Origin of the sequence: Achromobacter marplatensis (assembly GCF_002209535.1) — a bacterium.
GTDB classification, from domain to species: Bacteria; Pseudomonadota; Gammaproteobacteria; order Burkholderiales; family Burkholderiaceae_B; genus Achromobacter; species Achromobacter marplatensis.
The window spans coordinates 40,409-56,756 of record NZ_NJIG01000015.1; the positions used below are offsets into that span (position 1 = coordinate 40,409).

At 65.2% G+C, this 16,348-nt stretch carries 13 protein-coding genes; 6 read left to right on the forward strand and 7 right to left on the reverse strand.

Going from position 1 to position 16,348, the window contains the following annotated elements:
* Positions 1 to 11 precede the first annotated feature (11 nt).
* Genes CEY09_RS25190 through CEY09_RS25205 form a run of 4 tightly spaced genes read right to left on the reverse strand, consistent with a single transcriptional unit; the run spans position 12 to position 6,417 of the window.
* Positions 12 to 1,136, reverse strand: a complete 1,125-nt coding sequence (locus CEY09_RS25190) for an ABC transporter permease (RefSeq protein WP_088590703.1) — start codon at positions 1,134 to 1,136, stop codon at positions 12 to 14.
* Positions 1,137 to 3,875 (reverse strand): ribosome-associated ATPase/putative transporter RbbA, encoded by a 2,739-nt coding sequence (gene rbbA / locus CEY09_RS25195; protein WP_088590704.1) that lies wholly within the window; start codon positions 3,873 to 3,875, stop codon positions 1,137 to 1,139.
* Positions 3,875 to 4,942: an HlyD family secretion protein gene (locus CEY09_RS25200; protein ID WP_088590705.1), complete on the reverse strand. Its 1,068-nt coding sequence runs from the start codon at positions 4,940 to 4,942 to the stop codon at positions 3,875 to 3,877. Before CEY09_RS25200 ends, rbbA begins: the two co-directional genes overlap by 1 nt.
* 17 nt (positions 4,943 to 4,959) lie before the next feature.
* Entirely contained in the window at positions 4,960 to 6,417 is a 1,458-nt protein-coding gene (locus tag CEY09_RS25205) for an efflux transporter outer membrane subunit (RefSeq protein ID WP_088590706.1), read from the reverse strand.
* A gap of 193 nt (positions 6,418 to 6,610) precedes the next feature.
* On the opposite strand from CEY09_RS25205, the gene CEY09_RS25210 reads away from it, so the two are divergent.
* The gene (locus tag CEY09_RS25210) at positions 6,611 to 7,231 is read left to right on the forward strand and encodes a TetR/AcrR family transcriptional regulator (protein WP_088590707.1); all 621 of its coding nucleotides are present in this window, start codon (positions 6,611 to 6,613) and stop codon (positions 7,229 to 7,231) included.
* Between the two features lie 208 nt (positions 7,232 to 7,439).
* Positions 7,440 to 8,960 (forward strand): EAL domain-containing protein, encoded by a 1,521-nt coding sequence (locus tag CEY09_RS25215; RefSeq protein ID WP_377785559.1) that lies wholly within the window; start codon positions 7,440 to 7,442, stop codon positions 8,958 to 8,960.
* 5 nt (positions 8,961 to 8,965) lie between these two features.
* On the opposite strand, the gene kch is transcribed toward CEY09_RS25215, so the two are convergent.
* Both kch and CEY09_RS25225 read right to left on the reverse strand, forming a co-directional pair.
* A complete protein-coding gene (gene kch, locus CEY09_RS25220; RefSeq protein WP_088590709.1) occupies positions 8,966 to 10,177 on the reverse strand; it encodes a voltage-gated potassium channel protein in 1,212 nt (403 codons plus the stop codon).
* Positions 10,178 to 10,646: 469 nt separating this feature from the next.
* A complete protein-coding gene (locus CEY09_RS25225) occupies positions 10,647 to 11,459 on the reverse strand; it encodes a response regulator transcription factor (protein WP_088590710.1) in 813 nt (270 codons plus the stop codon).
* A 727-nt stretch (positions 11,460 to 12,186) separates the two neighbouring features.
* Between CEY09_RS25225 and CEY09_RS25230 the strand changes: the two genes are divergently transcribed.
* Positions 12,187 to 12,582, forward strand: coding sequence for a helix-turn-helix domain-containing protein (locus CEY09_RS25230; protein ID WP_081534315.1), 396 nt, complete (start codon positions 12,187 to 12,189; stop codon positions 12,580 to 12,582).
* Here the strand turns inward: CEY09_RS25230 and CEY09_RS25235 are convergent.
* Positions 12,563 to 13,711 carry an acyltransferase family protein gene (locus CEY09_RS25235; RefSeq protein ID WP_088590711.1) on the reverse strand — a complete coding sequence of 383 codons (1,149 nt, stop codon included), beginning with the start codon at positions 13,709 to 13,711 and terminating at the stop codon, positions 12,563 to 12,565. The genes CEY09_RS25230 and CEY09_RS25235 overlap by 20 nt on opposite strands.
* 303 nt (positions 13,712 to 14,014) lie before the next feature.
* Here CEY09_RS25235 and CEY09_RS25240 point away from each other — a divergent pair, with 303 nt between their 5' ends.
* The 3 genes from CEY09_RS25240 (at position 14,015) to CEY09_RS25250 (ending at position 16,302) form a co-directional block, all read left to right on the forward strand.
* A complete protein-coding gene (locus CEY09_RS25240; protein ID WP_035213732.1) occupies positions 14,015 to 14,545 on the forward strand; it encodes an META domain-containing protein in 531 nt (176 codons plus the stop codon).
* 134 nt (positions 14,546 to 14,679) lie between these two features.
* Positions 14,680 to 15,477 carry an META and DUF4377 domain-containing protein gene (locus tag CEY09_RS25245; RefSeq protein ID WP_088590712.1) on the forward strand — a complete coding sequence of 266 codons (798 nt, stop codon included), beginning with the start codon at positions 14,680 to 14,682 and terminating at the stop codon, positions 15,475 to 15,477.
* 87 nt (positions 15,478 to 15,564) lie between these two features.
* Positions 15,565 to 16,302: a sulfurtransferase gene (locus CEY09_RS25250; RefSeq protein WP_088590713.1), complete on the forward strand. Its 738-nt coding sequence runs from the start codon at positions 15,565 to 15,567 to the stop codon at positions 16,300 to 16,302.
* Positions 16,303 to 16,348 lie beyond the last annotated feature (46 nt).

Below are 16,348 nucleotides of genomic sequence, written 5' to 3' on the forward strand. Positions count from 1 at the left end.
ACGAATCAGCCTCAAGCCATCTGGCTCAAGGTCTTGCGAAAACGCGCCAGAGAAAACGCGAACAGGACTGTGCCGATCAGCGCCAGCGCCAGGAATGGCTGCCACACGACGCTTAAGCCCGCGCCGCGGTAGAGGATTGCCTGGCCGAGTTCCACGAAGTGCGTGGTGGGGGCGGCCAGCATGATGTGCTGCACAAAGTCCGGCATGCTTTCACGCGGCGTGGTGCCGCCGGACAGCATTTGAAGCGGCAACAGGACCAGTACCAGCAGCATGCCGAATTGCGGCATGCTGCGCGCCAGCGTGGCCATGAAGATGCCCATGGAGGTCGTCGCGAAGAGGTGCAGCGCCGCTCCCGCTAGGAACAGCGCCACGGACCCTTCGATCGGCACGTGTAACAGGCCACGCACGATGAAAGTCAACGATAGCCCAGCGGAGGCCAGTACGACCAGCCCCATCGACCATACCTTCGCCACCATGATTTCGGTGGGGGTGACTGGCATCACCAGCAGGTGCTCGATGGTGCCGTGTTCGCGTTCGCGAATGAGCGCGGCGCCGGTCAGGATGATGGACAGCATGGTCACGTTGTTGATGATTTCCATCATCGCGCCAAACCATGCCTGCGTCAGGTTAGGGTTAAAGCGCATGCGCACGGCCAGCTCCACCGGCAGTTCGGTGGGTGCGCGGTAGCGTTTGACGAATTCGTTGATCTCGTCGGTGACGATCTGCTGGATGTAGCTGCTGCCGGTGAACGCCTGGCTCATGCGGGTGGCGTCCACGTTCAGCTGGATTTCCGCCGGGCGGGCGGCCAGCACGTCGCGTTGGAAGTTCGGCGGAATGTTGACCGAGAACGTGTATTTCCCCGCATCCATGCCGGCATCGGCCTGGGCTGCGGTGATGAATGCGGGGGGCGTGAAGTGCGGCGGATAGAAGGCCGACGCGATGCGCGCGGATAGCGGGGAGGCGTCCTCGTCCACCACGGCAATGGGCGCGTTGTGCAGGGTTTCGGGCATCGCCGTGGCCGCCGTATAGATCATTAGCGTGAACGACACGGCGATCAGGATCAGCATCATCGGGTCGCGCGCCAGGCTCCACAGCTCCTTGACGCCCAGACGGAAGATATTGGCCAGGTGTCTCATTCATGCCTCCTGTTTCTTCAGCAGGAGCACCGAGGCGCCCAGGATGATCGGGATGGCGGCCAACAGCGGCCAGAACGACCCTTGCAGCGCCGTGAAATCCAGCGCCTTGCTGAACACGCCGCGGCTGATCGTCAGCATGTGCGTGGCGGGGTAGACCTGCCCGATCAATCGTCCGCCGCCTTCCAGCGACGACACCGGATTAAGCAGGCCGGCGAACTGCACGGCGGGCACCAGCGTGCCGATCATGGTGAAGAACAGCGCCGCGATCTGGCTGCGCGTGAACGTCGAGGCCAAGAGACCGATGGCGGTGGCCACCACGTTGTAGATCAGCGCGGCCGCCAGCAAGGTTGCGAAGCTGCCGGTGATGGGGACGCCGAACAGCGTGACCGCCAGCAAGGTCATCAGCAGGAAATTCAACATCGCCAGGGCCACGTAGGGCGCCTGCTTGCCCAGCAGGAATTCCAGGCGCGTGACCGGCGTGACGTACAGGTTGATGATGGATCCCAGTTCCTTTTCGCGCACGACGGCCAGGGCCGTCAGCATCGCGGGCATCATGAGCAGCAGCAGCGGAATCACCGCCGGCACCATCGCGGGCAGGCTGCGCACGTCGGGGTTGTAGCGGAACCGCGTTTCGATGCTGACTGGCTGCGTGGCGTTGGCTCCCAGCCGTTCGCGCGCCTGCTGCATGAGCCAGCCCTGATGCATGCCCAGTACGTATCCGCGGATGGTCTCGGCGCGCTGTGGCATGGCGCCGTCAATCCAGACGCCGATCTGCGCTGGCTTGCCGCGCGCCACATCGCGGGCGAAACCCTGCGGGATCTCGATCGCCAGCGACAGCTCGCCGCTGCGCATGCGCGCATCCATGTCCTGGTAGTCCTTGATGGAGGGCTGCTCGATGAAGTAACGGGAGCCGGACAGATTCAGGCTGTAGTTCTGGCTTAGCGTGGTCTGGTCGCGGTCCATGACGGCGTAGCGCAGGTCTTCCACGTCCAGGCTGATGCCGTATCCCATCACGAACATCAGCAGCAGGGATCCCGCGAGGGCCAGCGTGGCGCGCACCGGGTCGCGCCGCAGCTCCAGCGATTCGCGCCACATGTAGCTCAGGGCGCGCTGGAAGCTGAAGCCGCGGTGCGGCGCCGGGGCGGGCGCGTCGGCGGGCGCGGCATCGGTCGCTTCGGCCCCCTCTTCGGGCTGCGTGCCGGCGCCGGCGTCGATCAGATACGCGATGAACGCCTCTTCCAGCGTCTTCGCGCCGCGCAACCGCGTGATTTCGGCGGGCGATGCGCTGACCAGCACCTTGCCCGCATGCATCAATGACATCCGGTCGCAGCGCTGCGCCTCGTTCATGAAGTGCGTCGAGATGAAGATGGTGACCTGGTCCTGCCTGGCCAGCGCAATCAGCAAGCGCCAGAAATTGTCGCGCGCAACCGGGTCCACGCCCGAGGTGGGTTCGTCCAGGATCAGCAGTTCGGGTTTATGCACCATGGCCACCGCCAACGACAGACGCTGGCGCACGCCCATCGGCAGGCTCTCGGGCAAGCTGTCCAGCGCGTCGGCGAGGTCAAAGCGCGCCACCATCTCGTCCACGCGGCCCGCAATCTCGGCTTCCGGCACATGGAACAGGCGCGCGTGCAGCACCAGGTTCTGCCGCACGGTCAGCTCGCCATACAGCGAGAAGGCCTGCGACATGTAGCCGACGCGACGGCGCGTGTCGATGTTCTTCGGGTCGACTTCCTGGCCGAACAGCCATGCCTGTCCTTCGCTGGCGGGCAACAGGCCCGTCAGCATTTTCATCGTCGTGGATTTGCCGCAGCCGTTGGACCCCAGGAAGCCGAAGATCTCGCCGCGACGGATGCGAAAGTTCACGTGGTCCACGGCCACGAAGTCGCCGAAGCGCATGGTCAAGTCGCGGGCTTCGATGGCGATTTCAGCCTGGTTGTCGATGGCCAGCGGCACGATTTCCACCGGCTTGTGGCCGCGGCGCTTGGCCTCGGGCAGCAGCGCGATGAAGGCGGCTTCCAAGCCGTCTGCGCCGGTGCGCTCGGTCAGCGCTACCGGGGTGCCGGTGGCCAGTACCCGGCCCTCGTCCATGGCGATCAGCCAGTCGAAGCGCTGCGCCTCGTCCATGTAGGCGGTGGCGACGATCACGCTCATGCCCGGGCGTTCGCCCCGTATCTCGTTGATCAGGTCCCAGAATTGCGCACGCGCCAGCGGATCCACGCCGGTCGTCGGTTCGTCCAGGATCAGCAGGTCGGGGTCATGGATCAGCGCGCAGCACAGGCCCAGCTTTTGCTTCATGCCCCCCGACAGCTTGCCGGCTGGGCGCGACAGGAATGCAGACATGCCGGTGCTGCGCGTCAGGCTGTCGATGCGCCGCCGCCGTTCGGCCTCATCATGGCCGAAGAGGCGGCCGAAGAATTGCAGGTTCTCTTCCACCGAAAGGGTGGGGTACAGGTTCTTGCCCAGGCCCTGCGGCATGTAGGCGATGCGCGGGCAGACCGCGTCGCGGTGGCGGCTGCTGGCCATGTCGCCGCCCAGCACGTCGATGCGCCCTTCCTGCACGGCGCGGGCGCCCGCCACCAGCGCCAGCAGGCTGGACTTGCCTACGCCGTCGGGGCCGATCAGGCCCACCATGCGACCGGCCGGAATGTCCAGCGTGATGCCGTCCAGGGCCACGGTCTTGCCGTAGCGCAGGCTGACGCCTGCCAGCGTGACGACGGGAGGGGCGGACGTGTCCATCAGGGCACGCGGACTTCAAGGTTGGCGGGCCATGCCGCGTCGGCGTCCAGCTTCAGCCAGGCCACGCCCGGCAGGCCGGTCTTGACCTGCTTCAGATGCTGCGCAAGCAAGTCCTGGCTGATCTGCGCCTTGACGCGGAACATCAGCTTCTGGCGTTCACTGGCGGTCTCTACCGTTTTAGGCGTGAACTGCGCGGTGCTGGCCACGAACGACACCTTGGCCGGAATGACGTATTGCGGGGCGGCGTCCAGGATGATGCGCACGTCCTGGCCAAGCGCTACGCGTCCGGCCGCCTGCTCGGGCAGGAAGAAGGTCATGTACACGTCGGACAGGTCCACCATGTTCAGCACTTTTCCGCCGGCGCCCAGCACTTCGCCCGGTTGCGCGACGCGGTATTGCACGCGGCCGTCGCGCGGGGCGCGCAGTTCGCTGTCCGCGATATCGGCGTCGATGCGGGCGATGGTGGCCAGCGCTGCAGTGACGGCCGACTGGGCGCCCACTTGCGCGGCGCGCGCCGCGTCGATGGCGGCGGCGGCTGCGGTCACCTGCGCACGCGCGGCGTTTACGGCAGCCTGCGCGCTGCGCACGCGTGCGCGGTCGTCATCCAGTTCCTGGATCGACGATGCGCCTTCCTTGGACAGGGTTTCGGAACGCGCCAGCCGGCGGCGCGCGGCATCCGCTTCGCTTTCGCGTTGCGCCACCACAGCCTCGGCGGCCAGCTTGTCGCTTTCGCGCTGGGCCACCTGCGCGGCGGCGCTGGCGGCGCTGTTGATGGCCTGCTGATGCTGCGCGCGGGCCTCTTCGCGCTGCGCGTTCAGCGTGTCGATCTGCATGCGGGCGAGCGGCTGGCCGGCCGTGACGAAGTCGCCTTCAATGGCCAGCACGTCCCGCACGCGACCGGCCAGCTTGGTGGCCACGTCGATCTCGGTGGCCTCGATGCGGCCGTTGCCGCTGATGAAACCGTCGCCCGGTCCTCTGTCGGCCAACAGGCGCCAGCCGGCGTAACCCGCCGCGGCCACCGCCAGGGCGATCAGGATGGGAATCAGTTTTCGGGAGGGCAGGCGCATGGTGTCGATTCCTTGGATTATTGGAGGGCGGCGTCGGCCGAGGCCGCAGCCGACGCTTGCGTGCCGCCGCCCAGCGCGGCATACAGGCCGACTCGGCTGGACAGCAAGGCGCGGCGCGTCTGTACCAGTGTTTGTTGCGCGGCCAGGAGGTCGCGCTGGGCATCCAGCACCTCCAGGTAGGGCGACGCGCCGTGGTCATAGCGCAGCTGCGCCAGGCGGGCGCGTTCTGTCTGCGCGGCGACGGTAGCGCGCAATACCTCCACTTGCTCGGCCAGCCAGTGCCGCGCCGACAGCGCGTCGGACACGTCGCGGAAGGCGGCCTGGATGGTTTTCTCGTAGCCGGCCACGGCCTGGTCGCGCCGCGCCTCCGCCAAGTCCAGCGCGGACTGGCGGCGGCCGGCGTCGAAGATCGGCAGGCTGATGCTGGGTGCGAAGTTCCAGGCGCGGCTTGCGCCCGAGAACAGGCCGTCGAGCTCGGCGCTGGCCGTGCCGAACGCACCCGTCAGCGTGATGCTGGGCAAGAAGGCCGCGCGGGCCGCGCCAATGTTGGCGTTGGCCGCTTGCAGCTGGTGTTCTGCCGCGACGATGTCGGGGCGGTTGACCAGCAGGTCCGAAGGCAGCCCGGCCGGCAGTTCACGCATGACGGCCGTATCGTCCAGGGGTTCTGCCTGTTCAGGCAAGTTCAGCGGGGCGCCCACCAGCAGTGCCAGCGCATGGGCCTGTTCGGCACGGATGCGCTCCAGGTCCGCACCTAGTGCGCGCGCTTGCTGCCACAACGTCTCCACCTGGGTCAGGTCCAGTTTGGAGATCGCGCCCTCTTCGAACCGGCGGCGAAAGATGCGTAGTGATTCGGCGCGCGACGCGATGGTCTCGCGGGTCAGTTCCAGCCGTTCGTCCAGTTCGCGCAGCGTCAGATAACTGTCGGCCACTTGCGTGATGAGGCTTAGCGTGGCGGCCTGCGCTGCGGCGTCAGTAGCCAGGTAGTTCTGCAGCGCGGCGTCCTTCAGGCTGCGCACGCGGCCCCAGAAGTCCAACTCCCAACTGGCCAACCCCAAACCCACCTGATACTGGCTGCTGACTTGGGGCTGGCCCGTCAGGTTCAGGTCGCCCGGCACGCGGGCGCGGGTGCCGTCGGCCTGCACCCCAACGGTGGGAAACTGATCGGCGCGCTGGATGCCGTACAGGGCGCGCGCTTCTTGCACACGCGCCAACGCCGTGCGCAGATCTCGGTTGTTGACCAGCGCGGTATCGATCAATGCCTGTAGCGCGGGATCGGAGAAGTACGTCCGCCAAGGGATGCACGACGTGGACAGTTCGGCGGGGCGGGCCGCCGGCGCATCGTAGGCGGCCGGCACGGGCAGGGCAGGGCGGCTGTAGGGCGGCGCCATGGACACGCATCCGGCCGCCATCAGCAGGGCCAGCATGGCGGGCGCGATGCGCAGGGCGGTTTTGACTGGAAGCGGACAACGGGTCATGCATGGGTCTCCAGCGCAGGGTGGGCCGGGCGCGTCTTTTGGCGGACAGGCTTGTGGCCCGACGCCTGGACGGACCCGCTACCCGGGTCATGCAACCATTGTGCCGAGGACGCGGCGCACATTCCTTGATGCGCATCAAGTTAGCGACTGACCAGTCGGTTTTTAATGGCGGAAATTGTTCGAGGGATCCGCCATGCGCGTGCAACGCCGCCGTTTACCTCCTGCCGTGCGCGTCGGGCAGATTCTGGACGCGGCATTGCAGGCTTTCTCGCAAGCCGGCTATGCCGGTACCAGGATGGACGACATCGCGCTGCAGGCCGGCTTGTCCAAAGGTGGCCTCTACGCCCACTTCTCCAGCAAGGAAGCAGTGTTCGAAGCCTTGCTGGCGCGCCATCTGGACCCGGCCCCGCTGGATGTGGATGCCGTGGTCGACGGCGCCTCGTCGCCGCGCCATCTGGCCGAACGCATCGTGAACCATCTGTATGCGAGCCTCGCCGACCCGGCCACGGTCAGCACGATGCGGCTGCTGCTGGCCGAAAGCGGCCGCGTGCCGCATCTGGCCGCTCGCTGGCGCCGAGAGACTACCGGCGCGCGCCAGGCGGACATCGGCAGGGTGCTGCAGCGCGCCCGGGCGCGCGGGCTGTGCGGCGATTGCCTGGCGCTCGAGCACCCTTGGCTGCTGTTGGCGCCCGTCATCCACACGATCGTGATGTCGGCGCTGATGGGGCCGCAAGAACGCGTGAACCTGGCGGCGCGGCGCCGGGGGCACGTGGCGCTGATCCGCCGGCTGCTCGAGCCGGAAGTCGCGGCCTGACGCGCAGCCGGTCTTAGGGCAGAATTGCGCCCGGCGCGGGCGTGGTGGCGCACCCCGCCGCAAGTTTCTTGACGCTGAGTCCCGCTTGGTGTCCTATCCATGCACGGAGTCATTGCACATTGACGGAATATCCAGCGAGGCGCTTTTGTCGACATCAGGGATGACGGTTCGTGTGCCATCTTGGCGCTATCTGCCAGTGGCGTTCGCCTTGGTCGTTCCCGTCCTGCTGTGCGTGGGCTGGACCTGGCTGCACGCCAAGAATGAGCAGCGCAGCGCGGCTGAAGCCGCGGCGAAGATCGTTCGCGTCCAGGTCGACAACATGCTCTCCCAGGCCTGGACCCTGCTGGACCGCGTGGCGGAACTCACGCCCAAGCCCTGCGCCGAGGTGCTGTCCACGTTGCAGCGCTGGAGTTCGCTGAATCCGTATTTCCGGTCACTGATCCTGGCGAACAACGAACATATCTACTGTTCGTCTGTCGTAGGAGACGTGGACTTCACCCTTGGCAATTTCCGGCATTGGTTCGAGGGCATCCCGCCCGAGCGCTGGCTGTTTTCGGTGGCGGGCACGCCGCTGGCGCCAGGCCGCCCCGCGATCCTGCTGGGCAAACCAGGAGCGCCGGGATATAGCGGCGCGGTGGCGGTGGACGGCCGTTACGTGCTGGACTTGTTGAACGCTGTGGCGACGCTGGGCGATTACCGGTTCGAGCTCACGGTGGGTAAAGGGGCGCCTATTCGCAGCGACTCCTGGAATGCGCGTCAGGGCCCTGCTGAACTCGTATACGAGGAGGTCACACGCGACAATGGCGGTGTGGCGCTGTCCATCAAGGTCATGGCGCCATCCGAAAGCGTGGTGAGCGCCTGGCAACAACTGATGCTGAGCTATTTGCCGGTGGCCATGCTGATCGGCGCCGGGCTGGCGTTTGCAGCCTACCTCCTGCAGGCGAACCGGCTGTCGTTCAAAGAGCAATTGCGCCGCGCCATGCAGGCCGATGAGTTCCAGGTGTACTACCAGCCGGTGTATGGCCAGTTGACGGGGCAATGCGAAGGCGTCGAGGCGCTGATGCGTTGGAACCGGCCAGGGGTGGGCTTCGTGCGGCCGGACATCTTCATCGCCGCGGCCGAGGCCGAAGACATGATCATTCCGCTGACGCAACACCTGCTGCGGTTGATCGAACGCGACCTGCAAACGTGGCAGACGCCGCCGGACTTTCACATCGGCGTGAACATCGCGCCCGAACACTTGTCCAGCCCCGGGCTGGTGCCCGAAATTCAGGCTTTCCGGGCGAACGTCGCAGCGCGCCGTCCGTTGATCGTGCTGGAAATCACCGAACGCAGCCTGATATCGGATAACGGGCAGGCCCGCCGCAATATCGATGCGCTGCGTGCAGAGGGCGTGCGCGTGGCCATCGACGATTTCGGCACCGGCCACTGCTCGCTGTCGTACCTGCAGAAGTTTCCCGTGGATTACCTGAAGATCGACAAAGGCTTCGTGCATGCCATCCAGCCCACGGGCGAAGAGGCGCCGGTGCTGGACGTGATCATCACGCTGTCGCATCGGTTGAACCTGGCGGTCGTGGCCGAGGGCGTGGAGACGCAGGTGCAGTTCGACTACCTGACCTCGCGCGGGGTGGCGTTCATCCAGGGCTACCTGTTCGCGCGCCCCATGCCTTCAGCGGAATTCGTGCGCTGGTACGCCGGGCATTCGCCGCCCGGCACTCAACCCGCCTGAAACGTTCAGGCAGGCTTGGCCGGGGTCGCGGCCTTGGCGAAGAACAGGTCGGTGATGGCCTGGCTGTCCATGGGCTCGCCGTTGATGGCGCGCGTCAGCAGTTCGGCGCCCAGCAGTTGCACCGAAAACACCATGTCGGGCTGCACGCGGCGGATTTTTTCCAGATGCTTGCTGGTGTTGACCAGCGCCACCGTCTTGGCGCCGCTGTCGCCGGTGGCTTCTTTGGCCGCCAGCACGATGAACGCGTTCTCGGCGTCGTCGGCGCGCAGCGCCAGCACATAGCGCGCGCGGGCCACGCCCGCGGTGTGCAGGACTTCCACACTTGAAGGGTCGCCTTCGATCAGATCTGCGGCGGCGGGATATTCCTGCGCCGAACCGGTGGGCACGATGACCGTGACTTCTTCGCCGCGGCGCCGCAGGCCCTCGTAGACGCTCAGCGCCAGCGGGGTCGCGCCTGCAATGATGATGTGGTTTTTACGCATGGCCGTGGAGAACCTGCCTTTGACCAGCCGCTTCAGATTCCCGCCGATCACCGGGCCGGCGATCGCGCTGATGGAAGTGGCGAATACGGTGATGCCAAGAATGATAATCGACGCGGTGAACAGCCTGGCAGTGAGGGTGTGCGGCGTGATGTCGCCATAGCCCACCGTGGACATGGACACGATCGAGAAATAGAACGCGGTGCCCGCGTCGGTGACGGGCGGATTGAATTCGTTGCCCAGGTACAGCGTGCCGAACACCGCGTAGATCAGCAGCGACAGGACACTGACCAGCGCGAACAGCGAACCCGCGGTGACGCTGGCACGGTCAAAGCGCCGCCAGTACGCAATCAACGCAATGACCAGCACCAGCGTGTAGATGCCCAGCCCCGCGCGGCCGCCGTCACCCAGGATGCCGAAGGTGCCGATGCCGATCAACAGCACCAGCGAGAACGCCCACGCGATGCGGGCCTTCAGGATCAGGCCCAGCGCAATCACCTGCAAGCCCACGCCAAGCACCAGGCGCGGAATTTCCAGCAGGCCCACCACGCGCATCACTTCATGCCAGTTGTCCAGTGCCAGCCAGAACGAATACTCGCGGGCGCGCACCTCGCGCAGCACCGGGTGCATGAAGGCGTATCCGTCCAGCGCCACCAGGATGGCCAGGCACCAGTTGGGCGGAAAGAACGCCAGCACTTTTCTGAAACGCTGCCGCAGGGATGGGAGGGTGATGGGCATGGGAAGGCGTATCCTTTTCCGCCATTTTAGGATGGCGGCCACAACGCTTTGCTATATCTAATAGGTATAGAAGGCTATCAACAAAGAATTACTGGATTCACGCACGAAGTCCTAAACTTCCTCCATCACGCGGCTATCCAAGAGGAAAACCGCTGATTCGGGCGATAAGCCCGCCAGCAGTCAGGGCGGGCCCAGACCCCGGGCGTTGATCACGTTGCAGCTTGCGTGGGGACTAGAGACCCCGCTCAGGTTCACGGTCGGACCGTGCGTGAGTAGTATGAGGCACGAATGTTGGAATCGCGTGATCCAGGTAGAAGGCATCAGTGCCGGCTGATGACTCCGGGTTCACGTGTTGTTTTAGCGCGGCGTCTTACCTCTCGGGGGCAGCGCCGCGTTTTTTTCGCCTGTCGCATTGCACGACTGGCCGGGCCGCCGGGCCTTGCTGTCCGGCTCGCCTTATGGGGTCGCCTTACGTTGACGCGCTTGCGTCCGCCGTCTCCCGGCGCCAGTCTTCCAGCCCGTCTCCGCGGCTGTCATCCCCAACATCCCGATAGTCCAGATCCAGCGTGATGTCCGCAGCGAACATGTAGCCCCAGCCATGCACCGCCCGGATCGGCAGCGTCATCTGATTGGCGGCCGCCTTGCGCCGCAGGCGGCTGATCATCACGTCCACGAAGCGGCGGCGCGTGATGCCGCTGTCGGCATCTTCCGCGCCATCGGCGTAGAAGGCGTCGCGGCTGACTTTGCGGTCGGGCGCCGTCACCAGGCGCGACAGGAAGTCGCGTTCTCCCGTCGTCAGGCCCAGTATGCGGCCCGCCGGGTTGATCAGGGTCCAGCCTTTGTTCGCCAGGCGCCAGGTTTCCTGGACGGGTTCGTCCGCGTGCGTGTCGGGCGCGGCGTCCATGCCGTCCAGCCCCACCGCGCGCCGCACCAGCGCCTGCAGCACCGCGGCAAGTTCCAGCCCGCTGACTTCAGGCGGCAAGCAGGCATCTGCCCCGCAGAGCAGCGTGCGGATGCGGCTTTCGGTATCCGCGAAAGTGGCGATCGCCACGATGCCCAGGCCCCGGTCCACCGCGCGCAGGCGGACGGCGGCGTTGTGGATATCGGGCAGCGGCGCCTCCAGCACGATCAGCGGGCTGGGCCGGCGGGAATAGCGGTCATAGACATCCGCCAGGTCGTAGCAGCGGCGGATGCTGAAACCCAGGTGGGACAGGGCGTCCACAAGCCTGGCGTGCCTGGCATCGTCCTGCCCGAGGAAAATGACATCCAGCGTGTTGTTCATTGATGCTTCCAATGAGGTGGCGCGGCATGGAGGCGGCGCTTGAAGAGGAGGCGCGTTGGCGTCAGCAGTCCCGGCATACCCCCTCTCCCTAAGCTGCGCGCCATGACGGGACCGTCTGGCGGTGTTGTTTGAATGTGGGCGAGAGGTCTGGACAACTGCCCAGGTTCTATGTGCTTGCGGCCAGCTGTGGCCGGGTCCGGGATCCCGTCCGGCGCGTGGCCGACGCGCTGTCGCCGCTGGCCGCCGGTGACCCGATCCTGCATGGAAGTCACGCCCGTGTTTCATTTAAACACGGGCGTGTTTTTTTGTGAAGATACGTTTCTGTAGTTTCTGTTGGTAACTTTGCGAGCAGACGAAACCCCCAGGAAGGGGTTGAAACACTGTTTGTTTTCGCGTTTGCGACAGCAAATTATTAAGTATTACCGATACATTATTTTCTATTTTTTATCCAAAAATACCCATAAACTTGTGCGGGTTTTTGGCGCGGTAAGCGTCCCAGCGCGCGCAGGGTCGCCCTGCACAGACTCCCCTGCACTTGCGGTAAGTCAATGGCGGATATGGGGTTTTTTATTTTTCGCCGGCAAGGGATGAAGCGGGGCGAGCTGTGGGAAGCGGCAGGCAAGCAGGCGATTGTTGCGATTTACGGATTAACCCTGGAATTGGGGTGCAATCCGTTTATTTGGCATCAGTATTGAGATGTTTTAATCAAATAAATAAATTCATATTAATGTCTCAGGTTGATCGATTGGACACGTTTAGCCATCGTCTGCGCAACGCAAGAATGCTTCAGGGATGGACTCAAAAGGACTTGGCAGTCGCAAGCAACCTGTCGCAAAGCGCCATCGGCAACTACGAAAGCGGGCAACGCCTGCAACCCTCCAGCGATGCCCTCATCAAGTTGACCCGCGCCTTGCGGGTCAGCCCGATGTGGCTCAGCACCGGAGAGGGGCCGATGCTGAATTCCGGTTATGCCGATCCGCCCGTCAGTGTGGGAGAGATCGCTCAGCCGCCTGCCTGGCCGTTCGAATCGGTCTCGTACGCGACCTACTCGCGGCTGAGCTCCCAGGAAAAGCGGCAGATCGAGCTTGTGCTGGCCGCCTACATCAAGGCGCGCGGCGAATAGATCCCAACGCTTGACCCGGTTGCGCGGGCCGCCGCACATCCGGCGCCTGCGCTTGCCCACGGCCCCGCGGTTCGCTGCGCAACCGGCTGCGCAGGCGTTCCACGGGATCAGCGATCAAACCGTTCAGCAGTGCCGAGAACCCGATACAGCCCGTGACCACCAGCGCCGCAAAGAGCATGGGTTGATGTACTTCGACCTCGTTCAACAGCCAGCTAAAGAACATGATCACCAGCGAATGGCAGATGTAGATGGGATAGCTCAATTCGCCGATCGCCTTGTCCAGCCGGTGCCGCGACTGGAACAGGAACGCCAGGGGCAGCAGGGCCGCGAACAGCAGGACTGCCAGCGCGTCGCGCACGTTGTGGTTCAGGCCGATCGAAAAATGAAGCAGGCAATAGACGCACAACACAGCGGTGCCCAGTTCCGGCAGGCGGTGGATGCGCCGTGTCCAGGCCTTGCAGCGCGGCAGCAGCACCTGGTGCGACAACGATCCAACCAGGAACAGCGCCAGCTCCGTGGGGAAGAAGCGGTACGTCCACGGATCGGTCATGCCGATGCCGGTGGCGACCAGCACCGCGCGCAGCGCCAGCGAGGCCGCACGCAGCGCTATCAGCCGGCGCGGGGAGTGCAGCACGAAGGGCGCCACCAGATAGAAGCTCATCTCCACGCCCAGCGTCCACGCCTGCGGCACCAGCAGTCCCTGATACAAGGGCACCTCGCTATGCGCGAAGCTGCCCGTGAAGACCAGGGCGGAGTGCTCGATGCCGAAGAACATCAGCCAGTCCTGGCCCAGGATGAACAGGTTGGCCAGCACCAGGAACAGTTCCGCGGAAAAGGGCAGGGCGTCGTAGATGCGGAAGAACGCACCGCCGCTCATTACATGCGCCATCAACGTTAGCGCCGCCACCGCCAGATAGATGGGGAACAGCCGCAGGAAACGGTTGGCGTAGAACTTGCCGGTTGCGCCCTGGTAGTTGTCCGTTGCGGTCAGCACATAGGAAATCAGGAAGCCGGAAATCACATAAAACAGCTGCACCGCCAGCCGGCCGCCGACCAGATGGTCGGCATAGCCGCCGCCCAGGTGGTCCAGCACCACTGACAGCGCCAGTAAGGTTCTTAAAAAGCCCATCGCCGTGTCTCCCGGTCGTCTTATTGTTTGGCCCCTCGGGCCGGACACCTGCGTCTGCGGTACCGCTGTGACCGGTGGCGTCTACCCGTGCTGCACGGGTGGGCCGGCAAGATGGTCTGCAATGATTCTGCGCGTCGCCCGGGGGCACCGCCATGCGGCATTCGATGCAGCTCTCTGCCTCATCGGCGTGAGTGCGGGGGCGGGGCTTGCTGCTTTTGGATACGGCTGTAGGGGGGAGAGTAAGGGCGTTGCGCCCCAGTGCCGGTTACAGTCGAGGGTGTGAATTTCTTAGGAGTCCCATCCATGCTTACTCATTTGTCATCGCGTTGCCGGTTGCTTTGCCTGAGCCTTCTGACCGTGGCATTGGCGGGTTGCGCGGGGTCCACGGGGGGCGCGCGCGCCGAGGGTGCAGCGGCAGCCAACGCCGCCAGCAGCGCGGATTCCCTGGCGCAGACCAGCTGGGAACTGGTGCGATGGACGCAAGCCGGCGGTGCGCTGCGCGACATCCCGCACGGCGACAACGGCGAACCCGTGCGCCTGACGTTCCTGGCGCAAGGCAAGCAGTACCAGGTGAACGGTTTTTCGGGCTGCAATCGCTACATGGGCTCCTACAAGCTGGAAAGCGGCAAGCTCTTCATCAACGCGCCCGCCTCGACCCGCATGGCCTGCGCCGCGCCCGAGCGCGCCAAGCTGGAAGCCGATTACCTGCGGGGCCTGACCATCATCGACACGTTCACGCTGGATAGCGGCGGTGCGCCGCGGCACCTGACGTTCAACCTGCGCGGTGGCGACGTCCTGGAGTTCGAGCGCCGCCAGGATCCCCCAACGCCGTAACGCGCGGCGCAGCGGATATCCGTTTCAGGATGTTTTCGCGCTGAAAACAGGGTCGGGGCACGCCTACAATGGCGCTGCCCGACCCTGGCGCGTCGCACGGGGCCAGGGAAATCCTTGCATTCCGGGAGACCCCCATGTCCGTTACCGCTTCCTTGCGCTGGCTTGCCCCGTGCGTCCTATCCGTCGGCCTGGCCGCTTGCGCATCGCCTCCCCAGCGGGCCGCAGACGGGCAGGATCCTCGCTACCAGCCGGCCTCGGCGTCGGACATCCTGGCGCAGACCAGTTGGGACCTCGCACGCTGGACCCAGCCGGGCGGCGGTTTACGCACCATTCCGCATCCGTCCACGAATTCCCGTCCGCTAACCGTCACCTTCATCCATGACCGCGGTGCGCCGCGCATGTCCGGCTTTGCGGGTTGCAACCAGTTCAACGCGCCCTATACCGTCGCTAACGGGCAACTGATCGTGCAGGCGAATCCGGTGGCGACGATGATGGCCTGCGCCCCGCAGAACATGTCGCTGGAGCAGGACTTTCTGGCGGGCCTGACCCGCATCACCGCGACGTCGCTGGACAACACCAACAATCCACAGCGCATGACGTGGGTACTGAGCACCGGGGATACCCTGGACTTCGGCCGCCGTGTCGACCCGGTGGCGGGTGGCCAGGCGGGGCCGACCAAGCTGGTCTATGTGAATTCCGAACGCGTGCCCTGCAACGCCGGCGCGGGGCGCACCCAGTGCTATCAGGTGCGCGACAGCGATTCCCAGCCCTGGCAGTTCTGGTATGGCGACATCACCGGCTTCAACTTCCAGCCGGGCATCCGCTACCGCCTGCGCGTGGTCGAAGTCCCCGACCCGAATCCGCCGGCAGGCGGCTCGTCCATGCGCTGGGTGCTGGACGCCGTGATCGAGCAGGAAATCGTCACTCGTTGAGCAGGATCAAGGCGGGGGGGGGGGGCGGGGCAACCCGCCCAGCGATTACTATTATGGGCTTCGCCGTCCGTTTTCCTTCGCTTTGCCATGACTTCCGTCGTCAATATCGCTGCCTACAAATTCGTTTCGCTGGATGCCCTGCCGGACCTGCGCGCCCATCTGCTGGCCCGGGCCGGCGACGCGGCGCTCAAGGGCACCATCCTGCTGGCCGAAGAGGGCATCAACCTGTTCCTCGCCGGGTCCGCCGAGGGCATCGACGCCTTCCTGCAGACTTTGCGCGCGGACGCGCGCTTTGCCGACCTGGAAGTCAAGTTCAGCCACAGTGAAGGCGTGCCATTCCGCAAGCTGCTGGTGAAGATCAAGCGCGAGATCATCCGCATGGATCACCCCACCATCCGCCCCGAGGCCGGGCGCGCGCCCGGCGTGGATGCGCAGACGCTGGCGCGCTGGCTCGCGCAGGGCGCGGACGACGCCGGACGGCCCGTGGTGATGCTGGATACCCGCAACGCGTTCGAGGTGGACGAAGGCACGTTCAAGAACGCCATCGACTGGCGCATCGACCGCTTCACGCAATTCCCCGCCGCCGTGCAGGCGCACCGCGCCGAACTCGAAGGCAAGACCGTGGTCAGCTTCTGCACGGGCGGCATCCGCTGCGAGAAGGCCGCCATCTACATGAACGAGGCCGGCATCCAGAACGTGTATCAACTGGACGGCGGCATCCTCAAGTACTTCGAGGAAACCGGCGGCCCGGGCTACGAGGGCAAGTGCTTCGTTTTCGACGAACGGCACTCGCTGGACCCGGAGCTCGCGCCTAGCAAGGCGTAAATCCCGTCATGTAATAAAAAGAGCCCGCCAATGTTGGCGGGCTCTT